Here is a 19,928-nt window from a genome sequence, read left to right as displayed (position 1 = left end):
GATGCATCCAGGGGAAGCTTGAAGAAGGTTCATCGGACATCCTGGAGACAGTCCACTCTCGTTTCGTGGGAGGATCGCGCCGTGCCGTCGCTCTTCGCTTCCTACCTGCGGGTGTACGAACCGTTGACCGCCTTCGACCGGGACCGGCAGCTCTTCTGGCGTCGGTACGTCAAGGAGGGCAGGGCGGTGGCCCCGCTGGAGGGGCCGGTACGGCAGCGGACGGCGGTGATCGAGGCGCTCGGTGCCGGCTGGACCCGGCTGCCCGACCTGCCCGAGGAGGCGTACGTCCTGGAGGCTGACGACACGCTGCTGGTCTGCCCCTGGAACCTGCGCGTACGGGTCGCCGAGGCGGCGCTGAGCGCCCGGGACGGCGTACCCCCGGTGTTGGCCGACGCGTTCGTCCCACCGGTGCTGGCCGGCCAGGCGAAGGCGGTGGTGGAGGACTGGCGCAGCGGGGCGCGGGTGCTGGAGCACGGGGTGCCGAGGCTGCACGAGCAGATCGCCACCTGGGGGGTGCCGCTGCGCTGGTTCGTCTTCGTCGACCCGGAGGAGCGGGAGCTGACCACCCGGCCGGACCGGCGGGTGCTGCGCTACCGCACCGAGATCTCCAAGGCCCGGCGGCGGGCCTCCCGGGGCCTGTCGGTGCTGCGCAAGTCGGTCGGGGACGCGCCGATCACCGAGGCGGTCGAGGAGGGCGCCCGGTGGCTGGAGGAGTTTCACCCCCGGTCGGTGGTGGAGCTGGACTACGGCGGGCTGGTCGACCTGCTCCCGGACGAGACGCTGGCCGCCGACGACTCCCCGGAACTGGTCGCGGCCGGGCTGGCCGGACTGTCGAAGGGCGACGCGGACGCGGCCACCGAGGCGTACGAGAAGCTGGTGGCGCGCTGGCGGGCGGTCCAGTTACTGGAGCGTTGCAATTAGCGAACAATGCGGCTCAGGGCCCATTGGGAGCGCACACAGCTGAATGCCCCTCGTAATATCGGCGTTACGAGGGGCAATCGGCCGTCCGGTTAAGTCTTTTTCTGGCATAAAAAAGGCCCATATATCGGTCATTGTTCATCCGTCCATCCAGGGACCTTCGGCCGTTCGGCCCATGTCGGACATCGGGGACTAGCCGGACCATGGGAGACGCGTCGGCCGGCGGGACCCCGGCCGATGTCTATAGGCACCTGTGGAGGAGTGACCGATGGCATCGCGTACGCATGAACCTGAGCCGCTACTCACGCCGGCAGAGGTCGCGTCGATGTTCCGTGTCGACCCGAAGACCGTGACCCGGTGGGCCAAGGCGGGGAAGCTCAGCGCGATCAGAACGCTGGGCGGGCACCGTCGCTACCGCGAGTCGGAGGTTCGTGCCCTGTTGCAGGGCCAGATCCCCCAGCAGCGGCAGGGCGACTGAGACCCGAAAACCGAACGACCTGATCAGGGGTGGGGCTCGTACGAGCGTACGAATCCCACCCCTGAAATGTGTCCGGGGAGTCAGCTCCCGGTCAGCGCCGCCTCTTCCAGAGCCGCCCCGTCGACCAGCCGGCCGTCGCGCAGCGTCAGGACCCGGTCCGCCAGGTCGATCAGGGTCGGGTCGTGCGTGGCCACCAGCGCGGTCATCCCCCGGGCGTGTACCAGCGCGCGGAGCAGATCCATGATCGAACGACCCGTCTCCGAGTCGAGCTGACCGGTCGGCTCGTCCGCGATCAGCAGCGCCGGATCGTTCGCCAGCGCCCGGGCCACCGCCACCCGCTGCTGCTGGCCGCCGGAGAGCTCGTACGGGCGCTGTGCCGCCTGGCCGCCCAGCCCGACCAGTTCGAGCAGCATCGTCACCCGCTCCTCCCGCTCGGCCCGGCGCCGCTTCGCCAGCCGCAGCGGTACGCCGACGTTCTCCGCCGCCGACAGGATCGGGATCAGCCCGAAGGACTGGAAGACGAAGCCGATGGTGGAGCGGCGCAGCTCCAGCAGTTCGTTGCTGCCGGCGGCGGTGATCTCGTGCCCGGCGACGTGGATCCGCCCGTAGCTCGGCCGGTCCAGGCCGCCGACCAGGTTGAGTAGCGTGGTCTTGCCGGCGCCGGACCGGCCCCGGATCGCCACCAACTCGCCCCGGGCGGCGCTGAACGAGACCTCCCGGACCGCGTGCACCACCCGGTCGCCGGCGGCGTAGTCCCGCCCGACCCCCTCGACCCGGACCAGTTCCTCGGCCACCAGCGGCCCCCTCTCGCCGTTCCCGCCCGCTTCCCGTCCCGTCCCGCCGTCCGTCACCGGTCGGCCTCCCCGGTGCCGCCGGACCGGACCTGCACGTGGTCCGGCTCCAGGTTGAGCCGTACCCGGTCGCGCAGGCTCAGCGCGTCCACGAAGGCGGCCGGCAACTGCATCCGGCCCGACCGGTCCAGCAGGGCGTACTCCTCGGTGACCAGCTCCTCGACGCCGTCGACGCCGAGCCGGGTGGAGCGGCGTACCTCGGAGGCGGTCCGGCCGTCGCGGATCGCGACCGTCCGGCGGACCTGGGACGAGACGGCGTGGTCGTGCGTGACCACCACGATGGTGACGCCCAGCTCGGCGTTGATGGTGCGTAGCGCGCCGAAGACCTCGGCGGCGGTCGCCTCGTCCAGCTCACCGGTCGGCTCGTCGGCGAAGAGCACCTCCGGGTCGTTGGCCACCGCGACCGCCACCGCACAGCGCTGCTGCTCGCCGCCGCTCATCTGGTCCGGCCGGCGGTCGGCGCAGTAGCCGACGCCGACCATCTCCAGCAGCTCGGTCGCCCGTTTCCGGGCCGCCCGGCCCCGCAGGCCCCGGGCCAGCCGCATCGGCAGCTCCACGTTCTCCCGGGCGGTCAGGTAGGGCAGCAGGTTGCGGGCGGTCTGCTGCCAGACGAACCCGACGGTGTGCCGGCGGTACCGCAGCCGGCGCTTCGGCGACATGGTCAGCAGGTCGAAGTCGGCCACCCGGGCGATCCCGGCGGTCGGCACGTCCAGCCCGGAGAGGATGTTGAGCACTGTCGACTTGCCCGAGCCGGAGGCGCCGACGATGGCGAGCAGCTCGCCCCGGTCGACCACCAGGTCCAACCCCTGTAGCGCGACCACCTCCACGCCCTCGGTCTTGAAGATCCGGACCAGCCCGTCGCAGACGATGTGTCCGCGCAGCCGGTCCGCGCCGCCGGCCCGGGCCGCCGCCTGCTCCGCGGCCCTGCGCTGGAGTACGGCGAGATCGGGTACCGCAGCGGTAGTCGTCGGACTCGCCATCAGTTCTCGTCCCCTCTCCGTCGGCTCCCGCTCCCGCTCAGCCGGCTCCCGTCGTTGCTCTCGTCCCGGCTCCCGTCCCCGCTCAGCCGGCTCCCGTCCCCGCTTGGCCGGCTGCCGTGCCCGCTACGAGCCATCAGTTCTCCTCTCCGAGCCGGAGCACCTCGCCGAGGCGCATCCGCCGGTTGATCAGATTCTCGACAGCGAGGGCGGCGACCAGCGCCACCACCACCAGCACCAGTACGCCGACCACCAGCAGCGGGTCCAGGTGGATCCGGGCCGGCAGGCCGCCGGTGAACCCGGACAACCCCAGCGCCGGCCCGAGCAGCCGGGGCAGGGCCACCCCGACCAGCCCACCGGCCAGCACCGCGACGCCGAGCAGCGGCACGAGTTCGTAGACGAGCAGCCCTCGGCCCTGGCGCCCGGAGAGCCCCATGGTGCGCAACCGGGACAGCATCCGGCCCCGCCCCGGTGCCTCGGCGAGTACGGCGAAACCGACCGCCAGCAGTGCCAACGCGGTCGCCCCGGCCACCCCGGTGCCGAAGGTGAAACTGAGCAGCCGGTTGACGCCGCCGCGCTCCAGCGACCGGCGGTGCTCCGCCCAGGTGGCGACGCTGACCGGCGTGTGCGGGCGTACCTGGTCGACCGGCTGCCCCAGAACCTTCGCCAGGTACTCCCGCTGGGCGGTGTCGACCGTGGCGGTCAGCTCGGCGGTGGCGAAGCCGTCCCCGGCCACCAGGAACTGGTTGGGCCGGATCGGCTGGAACTCCGGCACCGGCAGCGCCTGCCAGGGCAGGACGACGAACCGGCGTACCTCGGCTGCCAGCCCCGGGAAGCCGGACGCCACCCGGTCGACCCGGAACTCGTACCGCCGGCCCTGCACCTCGGTGACCGCACCGGCGCCGACCGACTCGGCCACCTCCGGCGAGACCAGCGCCGGCACCGGACCGTCGATCCGTCCTGGCGCGGCCAGCCCTTCCGGCACGGTGACGTCGACGCCGCTGGCCGCCAGTACCCGGGCCAGCGACGGGCCGTCCACCACGAGTACCTGGGTCTGGCCGAGGTCACGCCCGCCGAGCAGGTCCGGGGTGGGCGAGCGCAACGGCTGGCCCACCTCGTACGCCAGCGGGCTGACCGCGTTCACCCCGGGCAGCGCGTCGAGCCGGTCGGCGGTGGACCGGTCGGCGTAGGAGCCGCTGACCCGGGCGTCCGCGCCGATCTCCTGGTCGGTGACCCGGTCCCGGGCCTCGGCGACGGTGCTGGTGACCACGCTGGTGAAGACCCCGATGGCGATCGCGACGACGAGCACGGCCAGCGGCCCGACGGTCACCGGTGCGCCCCGGCCGGCCCTGGCCAGCCCGACGAACGGCACCACCGTACGGGCCCGGGCGGCGATCCGGCCGAGTTGGCGCAGCGGCCAGGGCACCAACCGCAGCGCCACCAGGGCGGTGGCCACGGCGAGCAGCACCGGCACCGACACCAGGTACGGGTCGACCCCGCTGTCCTGGCTCAGCCCGCGCCGGTGCAGCAGTACCACTCCGAGGACGGCGAGCAGCAGCACGAAGAGTTCGGCGGTCAGCCGGCGTACCGACGGGCGGTGGCGTACCAGGTCCCGCCGCCGGCCCACGAAGCTCGCCCGGCGCTGGCCGAGCATCGCCAGCAGCGGAATCGCCAGGGTGGTGCCGACGACCACCAGCGCGACCCCGAGCGGTTCGGCGGCGGCCGGACGACCCGGCGCCAACCGGCCGAGCAGCCAGCCGGCGAGCACCGCGAGCGGCAGCACCGCGACGGTCTCCCGCAGGGTACGGGCACCGATCGCCACGGCCGCCGCCCCGCGGGCCCGGAGCAGGGTGAACTCCTCCCGGCGGCGCTGCACCGCCAGCCCGGCGGCCAGGGCGACCAGCCCGAGCAGGGTGGCCAGGATGCCGGCCTGCACCACGGCGAGCAGCGCCCGCACCGCACGGAGTTGACCGTCGAACCTGGTCAGGGCGCTGTCCAGGCCGGTCGCCGGCGCCAGTCCGCGCGCCGGCGGGGTACGCCGGGTCGCCGCCAGCGCGGTCAGCACCTCCGGGATGTCGGCGGTGGTCATCCGTTCCTCGTCGACCCGGTAGCGCCACTCGTAGCTGACCCCGAGTTGCCGGGCGGCGGTGGTGATCCCGGTCAGGTCGGTCAGCAGCGCCGCCCGGTACGTGGTGCCGTCGGTCGGGTTCGGGCAGGCCACCTCGGCGATCCGGATCGCGTCCCAGGCGGGCGCGGCCGGGTCGATCGGGTCGTACACCCCGACGAGCCGGACCGGCACGGAGCCCTGGGCGAAGCCCACGCCGCTGAGCACGACGGTGCTGCCGACCCGCAGTCCGAGGAGCCGGGCGGCCTCCCGGGACAGCGCCGCCTCGACCCCGCCTCCGGGCGCCGGCCAGCGTCCCTCGACGACCCGCAGCTCCCGTTCGATGCCGGCCTGGCCGCGCAGTTGCAGCTCCGGTCGGCAGCTTCCGCGCAGCGACGGCGCGTCGCCGGCCACGGCCAGGTCCTTCGGGCCGATCCGGCCGGCGAACCACTGCTGGCCGACCAGCGTCGGCAGCGGTCCGGGCAGCTTCTGCCGGTACTGGTCGAGCTGGGCGGCGGCCAGCCGGGCGTCCGGGCTCTGCACCGCCTCCTGGCCGCCGGTGAAGGTCACGTCCCGGACCTGGTACGGCAGGCCGCGTACGTCGTGCCGCATCCCGTCGTCGGCGTACTCGTTCGCCAGCCGGGGCGCCCCGGTCACCAGCAGCGCCGCCACCAGCCCGAGTACGCCGAGCAGCCCCAGGTAGCCGGCGAAGACCCGGGCCCGGCGCAACGGCCCCGGCAGTCGTCCGTCGGCCCGCTTCGGCACCGGTCCACCACCCTCCACAACGTCCTGTCCCCGCACCGGTCCCGCACCCGCCGATCCCGTGTTCACCGGCCCTGTGCCCGCCGATTCCGTGCCCGCTGGTCCCGTGTTCACCGGTCCTCCCCGATCCGGAGCTGGGCCGCGGCCAGGCGTTGCCGCATGGTGGCGGCGGTCAGCCCGCTCAGCGCGAGGGCGAGCAGCAGCAGTACGGCGGCGGTTCCGGTGGCCGGCAGCCAGGCCACGTCCAGCAGCGGCGCCGGTACCGGCCGCTCCGCCGACGGGGTGAGGACGACCAGCGGGGCCATCGTGGCCGCCACGCCGATTCCCACCCCCAACCCGACCAGCACCCCGATGCCGGCGAGGAACGCCTGCTCGACCAGGAGCGACCGGGCCAGCAGCCGGGGGCCGGCGCCCAGGGTGTGCAGTACGGCCAGCTCGGTGACCCGGCGTCGGGCGGTGGCCCGGACGTCCACGGTGACGCCGACCGCCGCGAGCAGGATGGCGCCGAGCGCGGCGGCGAAGAGGGCGGCCCGGGCACCGACGCCGTACGGGTCGTCGCCGGAGCGGCTGGCCACCTCCATCCGGTCGGCGACCTGGAGCCCGCCGAGCCCGGCGGCTGCCTCGGCCGCCTCGGCGTGCTGCCCGGTACGGGTGGCCAGCCACCACTCCTCGGGCGCGCCGACGATGCCCCGCTCGTGGAAGAGCGCCGTACTCAGCGACGGCAGGTCGACCAGCAGCGCCGCCGGCTCGGGTACGCCGGGCAGCGCGGCGACCGTACCGGTGATCCGGACGTCGACGGCTCCGCCGGCCAGCACCAGTACGGTCTGCTCGCCGACCCCCAGCCGAAGCGCCGCCAGCGCCTCCGGGGTGGCCACCACCGGCACCTGCCCCTGACCGGGCGCGACGGCGACGGCGAACGAGATCGGCGAGTTGAAGCGCCACCAGGCTGCCGACGACTCGGGCGCCTGGTATCGGACGGTCAGCCCGCGCGGTCCGGCCGCCGCCGGCACGGTCTGGCCGGAGCGGTGCACCGCCTGCCACTGCCGGCCGTCCGCGAGCGGCACCTCGGGACCGGCCCCACTGGCCAAGGAGGCGCGCAGGTCGGTGAGCCGCCAGTCGACGACGTACCCGGGAGGTCCGAGGGTGTCCACCGCGAAGCCGGCGAGTCGCGGCGGTGCGTCGCCGCTCGCCGGCAGCTCCACGTCGAACCGCAGCGGCGCGTCGTCGTAGCTCGCGCCGAGCGGGATCCGGAGGTGCCCGCCGTGCGGCTCGGTGAAGATCGCCGTGGTCCGGACCGGAATCCGGGCGGAGCCACCGGTACCGGTGGTGGTGATCCGGCCGGTCAGCCGGGTGCTGCCCGGCGGAAGCGGCACGACCGGCGCGGTCACCCGGGCGCTGGACATCCCGGCGAATAGTCCGGCGGCGCCGCCGTCGACCAGGTCGTCCCGGATCCGGACGACCCGTTCGGCACCGGTGACGTCCAGCGCGACCATTCCGGCCGGCAGGCCCTCGGTGCCGAGCCGGGGACTGTCCCGCCAGGCCGGCAGGATCCGTTCCGTGCCGGGCAGTTCGGCGAGCTGGCCGGCACGGGCCGGCGGGGCGACCCCGCTCGACTCGACCAGCCGCAGGTCGGCGCCGACCTGGTGGTTGGCCTGGTCGGTCAGGGACCGCTCCGAGGTGGCGGCCAGGCACCAGGCGAGGGTGCCGACCGCCACCGCCAGGGCGAGCAGCAGCACCGGGCCGGCGTGCGGCCGGCGGCCGGCCTGCCACATCCCGAGCATGGTGCCGGTCCAGGACCTGCGGTCGACGTACCGCTCGGCGAGCCGGGCCATCGGCGGCAGGCCGCGCAGCGCGAGTACCGCACCGGCCAGTACGCCCACGGTGGGGGTGGCGGCCAGCAGCGGGTCGATCCCGAGGGTGCCGTCCGGGCGGGCGCCGGCGAGCGGCGAGGAGTACTGCCGCAGTTGCAGCCAGCCCAGCACCGCCAGGGCGACCAGTGCGACGTCCAGCCCGGCCCGCTGCGCGATCGTCCGCCGGCTCGGCCGGGACCGGCTGGCCAGTTCGCCGACGTAGCTGCCGCCGCGCCGCAGCGCCGGGCCGAGCATCGCCAGCGCGCAGCCGAGCGCGGCCAGCGCGGCGATCAGCCAGGCCCGGGTGTCGAGCCGGGGGCTCAGGTGCAGCGCGGCGGCGGCCAGCATCGGGGTACGGTCGGCCAGCCGGACCAGCTCGGTGGCGAGTACCGGCGAGATCACGGCGGCCGGCAGCACGACCAGCAACGCCTCCCGGGCGGCCAGTCCGGCCAGCTGGCTTCGCCCGGCGCCCCGGGCCCGGAGCAGTGCCGCCTCGCCCCGGCGCTGCTCGGTGAGGAGCAGCGCGACCAGCAGCAGCGCGTACCCGCCGAGGACCACCACCAGCAGCATCGGGGTGACCAGCGCCGACCGGCCGACCAGACCGGCCCGGTCCAGTCGCTGTACGAGCTGGTCGAGCTGAGTGGTGACCAGTCCGGAGTTGCCGAGCCCGGTCTCGGCGGGCAGGCTGGCGGTGGTCTGGCTCGCGGCCTCGCCCAGCCGGCCCAGCGAGGTCATCGTGGCCCCGGCCAGCTCGGGTTCGACCAGCCAGCCGGCGGAGGCGTTGGCGAGGAAGTGGTCGAGGAAGTCGGCCCGGTCCACCACCAGCGGCCCGTACGTGGCGGACCCGGTCGCGACCCCGTCCGTCACCTCGGGCACGAGCCGCCAGTACGGGTCCCGGGCGTCGCGCGGCTTCCAGACGCCGGTGACGGTCACCTCGGTCACCCGGTCGGTGACCCGGTCGGTGATCGGGATCCGGTCGCCGACCCGGGCTCCGAGGATCTTCGCGACCGGCTCGGCGAGCGCGGTCTGCACCGGTCGCTGGCCAGGGCTGGGCCACGCCCCGTCGGTCAACAGGGCGTGCCCGGGGAGGTCGTCGAGGAAGACCACCCGGGCGAAGACCAGGCCCTGGGCGTCCGGTACGGCGTTTCCGGTGCGGCCGGCGAACTGCCGCCCGGCGGCGTAGCCCGCCCCGGAGATGTCGGCCGGTACGCCGCCGAAGCCGTCGGCGAACCGGGATCGTACGGCCTCGTCCCGCTCGGCGAGCTCCTCCCGGGTACTGCCGGCGGTGCCGCGTACCAGGATCGACCGCTCCTCCTGGGAGGCCGACGCGACCGCCCGCTCGGTGCCGGAGTCGACCACCTCCCGGCTGTAGCCGGCGAGCCCGGTGAGCAGGGCAGTGGCGATCAGGGTCGCCCCGGTCGCCGCGAGGAGCAGACTCTTCGCCCCTCGGGCACGCCGAAACACCAGCCTCATCGTTCTGCGTCTCCCCCATGGGCGAGGCGGGCGGCGCCGATCGTCGCCCCTCATGGCTGCGAAGCGCCCGAGGCCGAGCGAAAGGTTGGCGTACGACGCGGTGATTTCTCCCCACAGCCGATTTCGTGACCCGATCTTGACGGAACTGGGATCGAGTCGTTGTGCGTCACCACTGGCCCGGGTGGCCGGCCGGAACTAGGCCGGCGGCACCGGACGGGGCTCCGTCGGAGGCTCCGTCGGAGGCACCGGCCGGGGCGGTGCCGGTCAGCGCGTCCCGGCCGGCGCGGAGCGCGAGTCGACCGACCCGGGCCAGTGGTGACCGTCCGGGCTCAGACCGGCGCTGGCTGCGGCTGCGCTCAGACCGGCGCCGGCTGCGGCTGCTCCGGCTCGGTAGCCGGGGTTGGCGGTGCCGCCCGGAGCAGCCGCTCGCCCTCGATGTCCACGTCCGGCAGCAGCCGGTCGAGCCAGCGGGGCAGCCACCAGGCGGCCCGGCCGAGCAGCGCCATCGCGGCGGGGACGATCGTCATCCGGACCACGAAGGCGTCGAAGAGCACCGCCGCGGCGAGCGCGAATCCGATCGACTTGACCAGCGCGTCCGGGGCGAGCAGGAAGCCGGAGAAGACGGCGACCATGATCGCGGCGGCGGCGGTCACCACCCGGGCGCCGTGCCCGAAGCCGGCGACCACGGCCGCGGTCGGACCGGCGCCGCGGACGTACTCCTCGCGCATCCGGCTGACCAGGAAGACCTGGTAGTCCATGGCCAGCCCGAAGACCAGACCGATCATCAGGGTCGGCAGCAGGCTGACGATCGGGCCGGGCTGGTCCACTCCGAACACTCCGGCCAGCCAGCCCCACTGGAAGATCGCCACCACCGCGCCGAAGGTGGCGGCCACGCTGAGCAGGAATCCCAGGGTCGCCTTCAGCGGTACCAGCAGGGACCGGAACACCAGCGTGAGCAGTAGGAACGCCAGCCCGACCACGACACCCAGGTACGGCAGCAGGGCGCCGCCGAGCTTGTCAGACATGTCGATGTCGATCGCGGTCCGGCCGGTCACCGCCACCTCGGGACCGGTCGTGGCCCGGATCGCCGCGACGAGGTCCCGGGTGGCCGGGCTGCTCGGCGCGCTCGCTGGTACGACGGTCAGCACGGCCGTGTCACCGGCCCGGTTGACGGTCGGCGGGGTCACCGCCAGTACGCCCGGCAGCCGGCCGAGCGTCTCGGCGGTACGCCTGGCCGCCGCCTCGGTGTCGGTTCGGGTCACTCCCTCGGCACCGCCGTACCGGGCGTCGACGGTCACCACCAGCGGGCCGTTGAACCCGGGGCCGAAGCCGGCACTGAGCAGGTCGTACGCCTTGCGTTGGGTGGTCTGGGGTGCCGCCGTACCGTCGTCGGGCAGCCCGAGTCGCAGGTCGAGGGCCGGTACGGCGAGCACGCCGAGCGCGGCAGCCGCGACGACCAGCACCGGTACCGGCCGCCGCACCACGAACCGGGCCCAACGCAACCCGAGCGCTGCCCTCCGCCGCCCCGCCCGCTCCTGCCCCGCCTGGTTTTGCCCTGCCTGGTTTTGCCGCGCCCGGTTCTGCCCCGCCGTGTTCCGTTCCGCCGCGCTCCGTTCCGTCGGGTTCCGTCTCGGGCGGGGCAGGGCCCGTCGGCCGGCGAAGCCGAGTAGCGCCGGCAGCAGGGTCAGCGCGATCAGCACCGCCACCAGTACGGTGCCGGCGGCGGCGAGGCCCATCTGGGTCAGGATCGGTATCCCCACCACCGAGAGGCCGACCAGCGCGATGACGACGGTCAGGCCGGCGAAGACCACGGCCGAGCCGGCGGTGCCGACGGCCCGGCCGACCGCCTCGGCCCGGTCCGCCACGGTGGTCACCTCGTGCCGGTAGCGGAAGACGATGAAGAGCGCGTAGTCGATCGCCACCGCCAGGCCGAGCATCACCGCCATCATCGGGGTGGCCTCGCTCAGGTCCACGAAACCGGTGACGGCGGTGATCGCGGCGAGGCTGATCGCGATCCCGAGTACGGCGGTCAGCAGCGGCAGCCCGGCGGCGAGCAGCGAGCCGAACGTGATCACGAGTACCACCCCGGCGACCACGATCCCGACGGCCTCGCTCAGCCCCTGTGGGGCCGGTTCCTGGGCCGCCTCGCCGCCGAGTTCGACGGTCAGTCCGCCGGCCCGGCCCGTCTCCAGCGCCCCGGTGAGCGCGGCTCGGGCCGCCTCGCTCAGGTCCAGCGCCTCGACCCGGTACGCGACCTCGGCGAACGCCACGCTGCCGGCCTGGTTGACCGCGCCGGTGGCGTACGGGTCGGCGACGTTCGCCACCTGGGGTGCGGCGCGCAGTGTCGACAGCACCCGGTCGACAGTGGCCCGGTTGGCCGGGTCGGTCAGTGTCTCGCCGGCCGGGGCGGCGAAGACCACCCGGGCGGACGCCCCGTCGGCGGCGGCCTCGGGGAACCGTTCGGTCAGCAGGTCCATCGCGTGCTGTGCCTCGGTACCGGGCACCGAGAAGGCGTTGGCGGTGGGCCCGGAGAGGGTGCCGGCGCCGAGGCCGGTGAGCGCGAGCAGGCCCAGCCACAGCAGGGTGACCAGCACCCGGCGCCGGTATGCGAACCGGCCGAGCCGGTAGAGGTGTTCGGCCACGGAAACTCCTGTCGGCAAGCCGAGCCGGACGCTCGGCGGAAGGCGAGCGGATGACGGAACGCAGAGGCATAGCGTCTGCATCTGAGACAGCACTGTCTCAATCAGCGTCATGCTTGTCAAGGCGCGGGGCGAGGTCGTACGCTGTCGGGCAATGACCAGAAGTCCCGCTCTGCGCGACCACATCGCGGCCGGCATTCTCGACAGCGCGGCCTCGGTGCTCGCCGAGCGTGGCGAGTCGGCCAGCATGGCGGACATCGCCGAGGCAGCCGGGGTGGCCCGAGCCACGCTCTACCGCTACTTCCCCAACCGGGACGCGCTGCTCCGGGCGATGGCCGAGGCCGCACTGACCGACCTGGCCGAGCGGGTCGCCGACGCCAAGCTCGACGCCGTACCGGTCGAGGAGGCGCTGGCCCGACTCACCCGGGCCCTGGTCGCGGCGACCAGCAGATATCGGGCTCTCCAACTCCTGGAGAAGAGTTCCGAGCAGCACGACCTGGCGGAGGCGCGACTCGCCGGCCCGCTCCAGGCGCTGGTAGAGCGGGGGGTCGAGCAGGGGGTGTTCCGCACCGACCTGCCCGCCGAACTGTTGCTGGTGGCCTATCTCGGCCTGTTCCAGAGCGTCGCCGGCCAGGTCTTCGCCGGCCGGCTCGGCGTGGAGGAGGCGAGCGCCGCGATCACCACGGTCTTCCTCGGCGGCGCCCGGACCGCCGCCCGCCCCGGCGGTTGACCGCCCCGGCGGCGGTTGACCGGCCCATCCGGGCCGGCAGGGCTTCACCGTCCGGCCAGCCCGGTCCAAGGTCGGCACCGTCGGAGGCGATTTCGGGTACGACAAGGCCGTGGCGGCGGCTCCCCGGATCGTCGTACCCGGAGAACCGCCGCCACGGCCGATGTCGGTCTGGCGCTGGTCAGGTGGTCGGCGGAAGCCCGCCGTCCCCGTCCACCACCTCGTCCGGCTTGCCGTCCTCGTCGGCGTCGACCATGGTGATGTCCACCTTGCCGTCCCCGTCGGTGTCGAACTGGAACAGGTCCGCCTTGCCGTCGCCGTCGGTGTCCACCACCCAGAGGTCGGTCTTGCCGTCCTGGTTGGCGTCGGCCCGGAGCAGTTCGATCCGATCGTCACCGCGGGTGTCGACGGTCTCCTGCGACTCGCTCATCTGTTGCCCTTCCGTCAGCTTGACGTTTCTGGCCACGCCGGAACCCTCGATCTGCGTGCCGCCCGGACACCCACGAGAACTCCCCGACACGACTACCGCACTGTGCCACCTCGCACTACCCCCGTGGGGCCCCGACCATGCCGACCGGACCGACGGCAGGGCACGGCACCCGGGCGTACCAGGGGCACAAGCGGCCAAGCTGGACGGATCGGATGCGGCGGGACGCCCGCCGCGCGGCCGTCCCGGCGCGATCAGTTCGTGACGTACGGGTTGGTCTTCCGGTCCAGGTAGTTGACCTGGTCCACGACGCCGTCGTGGTCGGTGTCCACCATCAGCCGGTCGGCCCGACCGTCCCCGTCGGAGTCGACCCGGATCTCGTCCGGCCGCCCGTCGAAGTCGCTGTCGACCATCCAGGTGTCCGGCCGGCCGTCGAAGTCGGTGTCCGCGACCACCCGGTCGACCACGCCGTCCCCGTTCGTGTCGGTGACCACCGAGTCGATCCGGCCGTCCCCGTCGTTGTCCTCCAGCACCTGGTCGATCCGGCCGTCCAGGTTGGAGTCCCGCTCGACGCTGTCCAGCCGGCCGTCCCAGTCGGTGTCCTGGTAGCGGATGTCGGCCACCCGGTCGCCGTTGACGTCGAACTCGAGCAGCTCGGCGTAGCCGTCGCCGTCGAGGTCGGTGGCGACCTCGGTGATGCCGCCCGCGTAGTGCGTCACGACGGACGTGACCGGCGGGGGCTCCTCGACGATCTCCGGCGGGTCCAGCGCGAGCGGATCCGAGGAGAGCGGGTCCGAGCAGAGGTCCACCGCCGGCCCGAAGCCCTGCTGGTCGTCTATGCCGGGCAGCTCGTGCTCCGGCAGGGCGTCGCCCAGCACGCTGGGGTCACCGTCGTAGCTCATGTCGTACCTCCCCGGTCTCCCTGTGTCCGACGGGACCGCCGGACACAGGGGTAACGCTAGGCCGACCAGCACACCCGGCGACTCCCGGAAGTGTGCCACTCCGGCCGCGTACCGGGCTGTCGCCGCCGGGGTGCCCACCCGGGGCCCACTGCTGTTGGATGTTCACCCAAGGCTTACTGCTGTTGGATGTTCACCCCGGCGGCGGCGAGCGCCTCGATGACCCTCGCCGACTCGCCGAAGCCGATGACCAGGATGGCGTCGGCGCCGAACTGCTTGATCTCCTGGGCGCCGCCGCCGAAGTCCACCGGCGGCGCGTCGGGCGTGGCCGGCGGGTCGTAGGTGAAGAGCCGCACCTGGTCCGAGCCGTGCCCGGTCCGTTCCAACTCGGCCCGGACGTTGCCCTGGAGCCCCTCGCCGTACGAGTCCTTCCGGGCGACCAGGGCGATCCGGCTCGGCCCGTCCCGCAGGATCATGTCGGCGAGTGCCCGCCCCTGGAGGATGTCCGACGGGGCGGTACGGAAGTAGAGCCCCTGGTCGTCAAAGGTGCTGAGCCCGGCGTCGGTGTTGCTCGGCGAGAACAGCACCAGACCGGCGGCCATCACGTCCGGCAGTACCGCCCGGGAGATGCCGGAGGCACCGGCCCCGATGATCACGTGTACCCCGTTGGCGACGTGCTGCGCCACGGTCGCCTTCGCGGTGTCCGGGTTGGTGCCGTCGTCGCCGTCGACCCAGACCACCGGCTTGCCGAGTACGCCCTGGGCGGCGTTGATCTCGTCGACCGCCAGTGCCACGGCCGCACCCATCGGCGGATAGGCCAGCGCCAGGTCGCCGGTGCGCGGCAGCAGGCCACCGAGCTTCAGCGGCGCACCGCTGCTCTCCTCGACCTCCTTCGTCTGCTTCTTGCCGGCCGGCGGCTTCTGGACACTGGCTTTGGACTCGTCACCGGCGCCGAGGAACTCGGTCTTGCCGTTGTCGAGCTGCTCGTCGCTGCCGAAGTGCAGGGTGGCGTAGCTCGCGGTGGAGGGCTCGCCGACGTCGGTGAAGCCGCCCCGGTTCAGCGAGACGCCCCGGTAGGCGACGTCGGTGCCGAGCCGGGCGAGTCGCAGGCAGTCGCCGATCGAGTCGCAGCGCTCCCCGCCGGTGGTGACCCCGACGATCTGCTTGGCGATCTCGGCCGGGGCGGTCGAGCCGGCGAGCTGCGCGGCGATCGCGCTGATCGCGACGGCGTCGTACGACTCGGCGGCGTAGAGGAAGTCGGAGAGCTTGGGATCCTTCCTCAGCAGCCGGTTCTTGAAGTCCTCGGAGAGCGGGGTGAGTGGCGTGGTGCCCTTCATCCCCTTGAGTAGACCGGTCTGCTGGTCGAACTCCCCCTTGAAGGAGTTCTGCATGTTGCCGTCCGTGCCGTACAGGCGGACCTGGGTCGGCTGGGCCTGCCCGGCCTCGCCGTCGCCATCCGAACCGCAGCCAGCCAGCAGCAGCGCCGCACACGCAGCGATGGACAGAGCGGCGCGGCGGGTGCCGCGGAATTCGAGCATGGGGTCGTCCTTCCTCCCCGGAGATCCGTTGCGCAGATTAGCGCGCCTGCTCTCGGCGCGCGCCCGCGGCCGACCGCCAATTGCCGACGGAGGGGTCCTAACATCCTGGATAGGTAGCGTTCATGCCGTTTGTCGGACGCTGCTTGACCTGGCGGCATACCCTTCCGCACGTGACGGACGTTCCGCAGGAGACGCTGGATGACGCCACCGCGGTGCTCAGCTCCGCGCTGGTCGGTGACAGCGACGGCGTGGTCGGCACGTTCGACGCGGTGGTCGACCGGTCCGGGGTCGCCGGTGCGTACGAGGTGGCCTGGTGCCTCGCCGCCACCATGGTCGGCGACGGTGTGCCCCGGGGCGCCTGGACCCTCGACTTCCCGGGCATCGACGAGGCGGGTTACGACGCGCGCTGGGTGGCCCGGTTCGTCAGCGCGTACGCGAACGCCGACGGTGACACGGGCGCGGCGCTCTTCGGTGCCGCCCTCGCGGACGGGCAGTTGCCGGAATGCCTGCTCACCCTCGCCGGGTCGGCCGTCGCGACGCTGCGACACCGTGCCGGATAGTCCTATCATCGACGTCCATCTTTGCATGCTCCTCAACCGGTTTGTCCAGGGGGGCACCCGCCCGACCGGTATGACAGCTCACCTGTCGGATCGGTGTGACACCTCAACAGCCCGGGCGGTGTGATAGCTCTGGTGCATGTCCGACGCGATGCTCAGCAAGGTCCGCAAGCTGCTGGCCAAGGCGGAGGACCCGGCCTGCACACCGGCCGAGGCCGAGGCGTTCACCGCCAAGGCGACCGAGCTGATCGCCCGGTACGGGGTGGACCGGGCGCTGCTCGCCGCCCGTGACCCGGGTACCGACCCGGTCGGCGACCGGATCGTCGACATCCCCGCCCCGTACGCCCTGGACAAGACGGGCCTACTGGCCGGGGTCGCCGACGCCCTGCGGTGCCGCTCGGTACGCCGACGCGGCGGCAGCGGGTTCGTCATGCACCTGTTCGGCTTCGCCAGCGACCTGGAACGGGTGGAGGTGCTCTTCACCTCGCTGCTGGTGCAGGCCGCGCACGGGATCTCGGTCGCGCCGGTGCCCCCGGGCGACCATCCGGCCGCGTTCCGCCGGTCCTGGCTGGCCGGCTTCGCCACGGCGGTCGCCGGGCGGTTGCGCCGGGCCGAGGCAGCCGCCGCCTCGGCAGCTCCGTCCGGTACCCCCTCGGTGGCCCTGGTCCTCGCCGACCGGTCGGACCGGGTCGACCGGCGCCTCGCCGAGACCTACCCACGACTGCGTACCGCCGCACCCCGCAGGCTGCTCGGCGGCGGCCTGGAGCAGGGCGCGGCGGCGGGCCAGCGGGCCGACCTCGGCGGTACCGGACTGCGCTCCGGTCGGTCCACCCCGCTCTCCCCGGCCTGACCGGCCGATTCCCCACCATCGCCGCCCCTGAGGACAGCCACCGACGCCCCCCAAGCCCGACCGAACCCGCCCGCCCGCCGGGCCAGCCAAGACTTGCGGCGCCGGGGCGCCAAACCGCCGACGGGGGGTGTGAGTGGGAGCCTCGGTCCTGTGCGACCGTCAGTCCTGCACGACGGTGTCCTCGACGGCTGCCGCGTACCGGGAGAGCAGTTCGTACCAGCCGGCGGTGAGCGCCTCGCGGTAGCCCTCGGCGGCCTCGCCGTGCCGGTCGAAGTCGCGGTGTTCCACGTCGACCAGGGTGGTCCCGTCGGCCTGCGGGGCGAACCGGGCCTCCACCACACTGCTCCGGGCCGGATCCGGCACCGGGGCGCGGTCCGGGCCGATCTGCCAGTTGAACACCAGACGACGGGGCGGCTGCCAGTCCAGCACCCGCCCCCAGTCGGCGCGGAACCCGTGCGGGCCGATCTCGTATAACATGCCGCCGCTGCCGGGCTCGATGCCGAGTTTGGCCAACTGCTGCGGGCCGGACCAGGTGTATTCCTTCACCCACCAGTCGGCGAGACGCTCGGTGAAGACGGCGAAAGCGCGGTCGGCCGGGCCCGGGACACGGAGGCTGCTGCGCACCGAGTACGCGGTCGTGGCCTGCTGGATGTCGGAGGCGTTCGTAGTCTCCTGTCCCATACGCCGGGACCATACCGGCTGCTGTTGAGCTGCGCATCCTTGCATCGGCGGGCGGTCGATCCCTGCGCCGAGCGGTAGATCATCAATGGACGGTCAGACCGGCACGCGCAACTGGCATCGACGGGAAACGCTGTCCGAGCGGGTCGACCGACCCGCCCCCGGCGACGGCGGTGGGAGGGAGACCCGGGGTACCCGCCAACGACCTCACCTGACTCCTTTGCCGTGCCGCCCCGGCGGCTGAGCAGGGCGGCACGTGGCGTTGGCCGGTACTGGCCGGCCAGACGCCACGTACTCGGCAGTCACTCGCAGCCGATGCCGTCACCGTCGCGGTCGAGGTGGCGGCCGTAGCCGGGTTCGCCCCTGCGGATGGGGGCGGCACCGGCGGCCCGTACAGCGGCGCAGTTCTTGTAGTGGACCGACGACGACCCGCCGTCGTCCTCGTCGTCCCCGGTGCCGGGCGCCGGGCCCTCGGCCGACTCGCAGGCGCGACCGTCGCCGTCGCGGTCCAGCCCCGCGCGGTAGCCGGGCTGGCCTCTGCGCAGCGGCGCCTTGCCGGCGTCGCGTACGGCCGAACAGTTCTTGTAGTAGACCGGCTTCGGCGGGGCCTTGCTGGTTGGCTTCGGTGGCGGAGGTGCGGCGGCGGTGGTGGCCGGCGGGGTGGGTTCGGGCGCGCTGGTCACCACGACCGGCGGTGCCGTGGTCGGTTGGCTGGTGCCCTGGGCCGCCGCCGGCTCCCGGTCGGCGTCGCCGTCGTTGTCCGGGGTGAGCGCGGAGATGACCGAGGTACCGCAGCAGGCGAGCACGACGAGGCCGAGTACGGCGACACCGAGCTGCTGTGCGCCGGTGAGCTTGCGGGGTTGCCGCCCCGGCCGGGGCGGGCGTGGTTGGTGGACCGGTTGCTGGCCCGGGACGGCTGGTGGCGGTTGCCGGTCCCAGGGGTCCTGCGGTGGCGGTGGATACGACATCGTCGCAGTGTTGCGCCGCGCCTACGCTCCGGATAGCGCTTGATCGGGTCTGACCGGCGGCCGACCGTCCGGCCTCCGGTCGAGGAGTCAGCCGGTGGTACTCGGCCGTGCGTCCGGCGCCTCGGATCGTCCTGTTCGGGCGGCGGACCGGCCAGCCACCTGTAGCTCGCCCGGTGCCGAGTGAGGGTGGCGGTCAGGCGGAACGGAGACCGGACGTACCGGCGGTGGTCGCATCCGTTCGGTCCGCCCAGCGGAGCCGAGCGAACCAGCGTCTCGCTGTGCCTAGACCCCGGCAGGCTGACGTGGAGCTGCGGCAGAGGATGCCTTCTTGCCCCGGCTGGCTCGCTTCGGCGCTGTCTTGGCCGGGCCAGCGGTCTTCCTGCTTGGCACCAATTGCGAGACTCGACCCGGCGACACTCCGACCAGATCGGCGGCTTCTCGGACCGACAGGTTCGCAGCAAGTAGCTTCCGGAGTGCCCGTTTGGTGGCTTCGTCCGCTCGCTGCTGTGCCTTGATCAGTTCGGCGCGGGCGAGGCGAGCGTCGACCACCTCCTCGCTCAATTCGGGCTCTACATGCACCCCGAAGCTCTTCGGGGAGACGTCCAAGAAGAGAGCGATGGCGTCGCGTGCCATTGCCTCAACCTGGCCCAGGCGCCGCGCCTGTGAGTGCACTCCCTTGATCTCCGGAACACTAATCGGCCACCAACTGTCCACGCGCCGAGCCTGTTCCCGGAAAGAAGAACGCCCACCTGCGTTTCCGCTGGTAGGCGCTCTGATAGCCCGGCGAAAGGCTATGTGGCCAGGGGCGGGGTCGAACCGCCGACCTTCCGATTTTCAGTCGGACGCTCGTACCAACTGAGCTACCTGGCCGGGTCTCGGCTCATGTTACCTGGGTGACCGGCCCGCTGCCGCCCTGGGTAACCTGCTCCGAACGCAGAACGCCGCGCGTTGCACACGCGCGGCGAGCGGCGCTGGCGGTCCTGACGGGACTTGAACCCGCGACCTCCGCCTTGACAGGGCGGCGAGCACTCCAACTGCTCCACAGGACCTTGCTCCTACTACTTCCCGGCCGAAACCGGGATCGTGCCCCCAACGGGATTCGAACCCGTGCTACCGCCTTGAAAGGGCGGCGTCCTGGGCCGCTAGACGATGAGGGCGGCCCCGCCATCATTGCACATGACAACTTCAGCGGCTGTGCTCCCATCCGGCCCCGCCGGAGGCTCCGAAAGCAT

16 protein-coding genes and 3 tRNA genes are annotated in these 19,928 nt (G+C 73.1%); 5 read left to right on the top strand and 14 right to left on the bottom strand.

Annotated elements, in window-relative coordinates; translation table 11 throughout:
* Positions 1-81 precede the first annotated feature (81 nt).
* Both Pma05_RS21785 and Pma05_RS21780 read left to right on the top strand, forming a co-directional pair.
* Entirely contained in the window at positions 82-921 is an 840-nt protein-coding gene (locus tag Pma05_RS21785; RefSeq protein ID WP_203859296.1) for a DUF8083 family protein, read from the top strand.
* Between the two features lie 265 nt (positions 922-1,186).
* Positions 1,187-1,396, top strand: a complete 210-nt coding sequence (locus tag Pma05_RS21780; protein ID WP_007073996.1) for a BldC family transcriptional regulator — start codon at positions 1,187-1,189, stop codon at positions 1,394-1,396.
* Positions 1,397-1,476: 80 nt separating this feature from the next.
* On the opposite strand, the gene Pma05_RS21775 is transcribed toward Pma05_RS21780, so the two are convergent.
* The 5 genes from Pma05_RS21775 to Pma05_RS21755 all read right to left on the bottom strand — a co-directional run bounded on the left by Pma05_RS21775 (position 1,477) and on the right by Pma05_RS21755 (position 12,055).
* Positions 1,477-2,190 carry an ABC transporter ATP-binding protein gene (locus Pma05_RS21775; protein WP_203859320.1) on the bottom strand — a complete coding sequence of 238 codons (714 nt, stop codon included), beginning with the start codon at positions 2,188-2,190 and terminating at the stop codon, positions 1,477-1,479.
* Between the two features lie 53 nt (positions 2,191-2,243).
* Positions 2,244-3,227: an ABC transporter ATP-binding protein gene (locus Pma05_RS21770; RefSeq protein ID WP_203859295.1), complete on the bottom strand. Its 984-nt coding sequence runs from the start codon at positions 3,225-3,227 to the stop codon at positions 2,244-2,246.
* A gap of 133 nt (positions 3,228-3,360) precedes the next feature.
* Positions 3,361-6,093 (bottom strand): FtsX-like permease family protein, encoded by a 2,733-nt coding sequence (locus tag Pma05_RS21765; RefSeq protein WP_203859294.1) that lies wholly within the window; start codon positions 6,091-6,093, stop codon positions 3,361-3,363.
* Positions 6,094-6,200: 107 nt separating this feature from the next.
* Entirely contained in the window at positions 6,201-9,413 is a 3,213-nt protein-coding gene (locus Pma05_RS21760; protein WP_203859293.1) for an FtsX-like permease family protein, read from the bottom strand.
* Between the two features lie 356 nt (positions 9,414-9,769).
* Positions 9,770-12,055: an MMPL family transporter gene (locus Pma05_RS21755; protein ID WP_203859292.1), complete on the bottom strand. Its 2,286-nt coding sequence runs from the start codon at positions 12,053-12,055 to the stop codon at positions 9,770-9,772.
* Positions 12,056-12,206: 151 nt separating this feature from the next.
* On the opposite strand from Pma05_RS21755, the gene Pma05_RS21750 reads away from it, so the two are divergent.
* Positions 12,207-12,782 carry a TetR/AcrR family transcriptional regulator gene (locus Pma05_RS21750; RefSeq protein WP_203859291.1) on the top strand — a complete coding sequence of 192 codons (576 nt, stop codon included), beginning with the start codon at positions 12,207-12,209 and terminating at the stop codon, positions 12,780-12,782.
* A gap of 178 nt (positions 12,783-12,960) precedes the next feature.
* Here Pma05_RS21750 and Pma05_RS21745 read toward each other — a convergent pair whose 3' ends face one another.
* From Pma05_RS21745 to Pma05_RS21735, 3 genes are all read right to left on the bottom strand, one after another.
* Positions 12,961-13,209: a hypothetical protein gene (locus tag Pma05_RS21745; protein WP_203859319.1), complete on the bottom strand. Its 249-nt coding sequence runs from the start codon at positions 13,207-13,209 to the stop codon at positions 12,961-12,963.
* Between the two features lie 251 nt (positions 13,210-13,460).
* Positions 13,461-14,108, bottom strand: coding sequence for a hypothetical protein (locus Pma05_RS42670; protein WP_239312819.1), 648 nt, complete (start codon positions 14,106-14,108; stop codon positions 13,461-13,463).
* Between the two features lie 173 nt (positions 14,109-14,281).
* Entirely contained in the window at positions 14,282-15,643 is a 1,362-nt protein-coding gene (locus Pma05_RS21735; RefSeq protein WP_203859290.1) for an ABC transporter substrate-binding protein, read from the bottom strand.
* A gap of 170 nt (positions 15,644-15,813) precedes the next feature.
* Between Pma05_RS21735 and Pma05_RS21730 the strand changes: the two genes are divergently transcribed.
* The gene (locus tag Pma05_RS21730) at positions 15,814-16,203 is read left to right on the top strand and encodes a hypothetical protein (RefSeq protein WP_203859289.1); all 390 of its coding nucleotides are present in this window, start codon (positions 15,814-15,816) and stop codon (positions 16,201-16,203) included.
* Between the two features lie 136 nt (positions 16,204-16,339).
* Complete coding sequence (locus Pma05_RS21725) at positions 16,340-17,050, top strand: DUF2786 domain-containing protein (protein ID WP_203859288.1); 711 nt, start codon at positions 16,340-16,342, stop codon at positions 17,048-17,050.
* Positions 17,051-17,209: 159 nt separating this feature from the next.
* Here Pma05_RS21725 and Pma05_RS21720 read toward each other — a convergent pair whose 3' ends face one another.
* The 6 genes from Pma05_RS21720 to Pma05_RS21695 form a co-directional block, all read right to left on the bottom strand.
* A complete protein-coding gene (locus Pma05_RS21720) occupies positions 17,210-17,731 on the bottom strand; it encodes an SRPBCC family protein (protein ID WP_203859287.1) in 522 nt (173 codons plus the stop codon).
* A 299-nt stretch (positions 17,732-18,030) separates the two neighbouring features.
* On the bottom strand, positions 18,031-18,696 hold the full coding sequence (locus Pma05_RS42665) for an excalibur calcium-binding domain-containing protein (RefSeq protein ID WP_239312817.1): 666 nt from the start codon (positions 18,694-18,696) through the stop codon (positions 18,031-18,033).
* A 282-nt stretch (positions 18,697-18,978) separates the two neighbouring features.
* The gene (locus Pma05_RS21710) at positions 18,979-19,410 is read right to left on the bottom strand and encodes a type II toxin-antitoxin system HicB family antitoxin (RefSeq protein ID WP_203859286.1); all 432 of its coding nucleotides are present in this window, start codon (positions 19,408-19,410) and stop codon (positions 18,979-18,981) included.
* An 82-nt stretch (positions 19,411-19,492) separates the two neighbouring features.
* Positions 19,493-19,566 (bottom strand) — tRNA-Phe (locus Pma05_RS21705).
* A gap of 102 nt (positions 19,567-19,668) precedes the next feature.
* Positions 19,669-19,745, bottom strand: a tRNA-Asp gene (locus tag Pma05_RS21700).
* Between the two features lie 35 nt (positions 19,746-19,780).
* Positions 19,781-19,853 (bottom strand) — tRNA-Glu (locus tag Pma05_RS21695).
* Between the last annotated feature and the right edge of the window lie 75 nt (positions 19,854-19,928).

Origin of the sequence: Plantactinospora mayteni (assembly GCF_016862935.1) — a bacterium.
GTDB classification, from domain to species: domain Bacteria; phylum Actinomycetota; class Actinomycetes; order Mycobacteriales; family Micromonosporaceae; genus Plantactinospora; species Plantactinospora mayteni.
Note: the sequence above shows the minus strand (reverse complement) of the source record. Positions and strands in the feature narration are given on the sequence as shown.